Below are 2,434 nucleotides of genomic sequence, written 5' to 3'. Positions count from 1 at the left end.
TTCAAGGTGCTCGTCTTCTCGAAGACGACCGGGTTCCGGCACGACTCGATCCCCGAGGGGATCGCGGCGGTGCAGAAGCTCGGTCAGGACAACAACTTCGCGGTCGACACGACCGAGGACAGCGCGGCGTTCACCGACGCCAACCTGGCGCAGTACCAGGCCGTCATCTTCATGTCCACGACCGGTGACCCGGTCAGCACCCAGGACCAGAAGGACGCCTTCCAGCGCTACATCCAGAAGGGCGGCGGCTACGTCGGCGTCCACGCGGCAGCCGACAGCGGTTACGACTGGGCGTGGTACGGCAAGCTGGTGGGTGCCTACTTCAAGCAGCACCCGGCGATCCAGCAGGCCACGGTGAAGGTCGAGGACCCGGCGCACCCGTCGACGACGGGCCTGCCGACGACCTGGACCCGTACCGACGAGTGGTACGACTACCGGGCCAACCCGCGTAACACGGTGCACGTGCTGACGTCGCTGGACGAGAAGTCCTACACCGGCGGCACGATGGGCGCCGACCACCCCAACACGTGGTGTCAGGACTACGACGGCGGCCGTTCGTGGTACACCGGCCTGGGCCACCTGAAGGAGAACTACAGCGAGGCGAACTTCCTCAAGCTGCTCCTCGGTGGCATCAAGACCGCCTCTGGCGCCGTCAAGGCCGACTGCTCCGCCTCGCAGAGCAGCAGCTACGACAAGGTGGAGCTGGACGCGGACACGTCCAACCCGATGATGCTGGACGTCGCCAAGGACGGCCGGGTCTTCTACATCGACCGGCTCGGCGACGTAAAAATCATCAAGCCCAATGGTGGCACGGTCCAGGCCGCTCACCTCAATGTCTTCACCGCCAACGAGAGCGGTCTGCTCGGCATGGCGCTGGACCCCGCGTTCGACACGAACAAGTGGATCTACCTCTACTACTCGCCCGCGGGCTCGGAGAACGTCGACCGGCTGAGCCGGTTCACGGTCAACGGGGACACCCTGGACCTGGCGAGTGAGAAGAAGGTCATGGACGTGCCGGTGCAGCGGGCCGAGTGCTGCCACCACGGCGGCGGCCTGGTGATGGACCCCAAGACCGGCAACCTCTGGCTGGGCACGGGCGACAACACCAACCCCTTCGCCTCCGACGGCTTCGCGCCGATCGACGAGCAGTCGGGCCGCTCCAGCTGGGACGCCCAGCGCTCCGCGGGCAACACCAACAGCCTGAGCGGCAAGCTGCTGCGGATCCACCCCGAGGCCGACGGCACCTACACCATCCCGGCGGGCAACCTGTTCGCGCCGGGCACGGACAAGACCAAGCCGGAGATCTACGGCATGGGCTTCCGCAACCCGTTCCGGATCGGGATCGACCCCAAGACCGGCAACGTGATGCTGGGTGAGTACGGCCCCGACTCCAACTCCGCCAGCGCCACGCGTGGCCCGCAGAACACGGTGGAGTGGAACCTCATCTCCAAGCCGGGCAACTTCGGCTGGCCGTACTGCATCGGTAACAACTCGCCCTACATCGACTACAACTTCGCCACGAAGCAGTCGGGTTCGGCGTTCAACTGCGCCGCTCCGGTCAACGACTCGCCGAACAACACCGGCCTGACCAACCTGCCGCCGGTCACCCCGGCCACGGTCTGGTACCACTACGCCTCCGATGCCAACAACTTCCCGGAGCTGAGCGGCGGCGCCCCCATGGGCGGCCCGGTCTACCGCTACAACGCCGACAACACGTCGACGAACAAGTGGCCGGCGTACTGGGACGGCAAGGCCATGTTCGGTGAGTGGAACAACAACGCCATCTGGTCGTTCCAGCTCAACGAGGACGCCACCAAGCTCGTCGAGATGAACCGGATCCTTCAGACCCTGAGCTTCAAGAAGCCCATGGACATGAAGTTCGGTCCCGACGGCGCCCTCTACCTGATCGAGTGGGGCTCCGGCTTCGGCGGCGACAACGCCGACTCCGGCGTCTACCGCATCGACTACACCAAGGGCGTCCGCCCGCCGGTGGCGCGTGCCACCGCCGACAAGACCGACGGCCCGACGCCGCTGACCGTCAAGTTCAGCAGCGACGGCTCGCGCGACCCCGACGGCAAGGCCATCACCTACGCCTGGGACTTCAACGGCGACGGCACGACCGACTCCACCGAGGCCAACCCCACCTTCACCTACACCGCGGCCGGCGAGTACAACGCGGTTCTCACCGTGACGAACGCCGACGGCCTGACCGGCAAGGCGAGCGTGGTGGTCAACGCGGGCAACACCAAGCCCGAGGTCAAGGTCGAGCTCCCGCCGAACGGCGCGTTCTTCGAGTTCGGCGACCAGGTGAAGTTCAAGGTCACCGTCACCGACGCCGAGGACGGCACGGTCGACTGCAGCAAGGTGCAGATCCAGTCCATCCTGGGTCACGACACCCACGGTCACCCGCTCGACCAGACGACCGGCTGCGAGG

Annotated in this window: 1 protein-coding gene; it reads left to right on the top strand. The window is 66.3% G+C overall.

Translation table 11 applies throughout. The features are described 5' to 3' along the window. The coding region (locus F5972_RS36700) for a ThuA domain-containing protein (protein WP_150940754.1) at positions 1-2,434 on the top strand (2,434 nt) is incomplete at both ends.

The sequence above is a fragment of the Microbispora cellulosiformans genome (assembly GCF_008728085.1).
GTDB classification, from domain to species: Bacteria; Actinomycetota; Actinomycetes; order Streptosporangiales; family Streptosporangiaceae; genus Microbispora; species Microbispora amethystogenes.
This window is presented reverse-complemented; position numbering and strand designations above follow the sequence as displayed.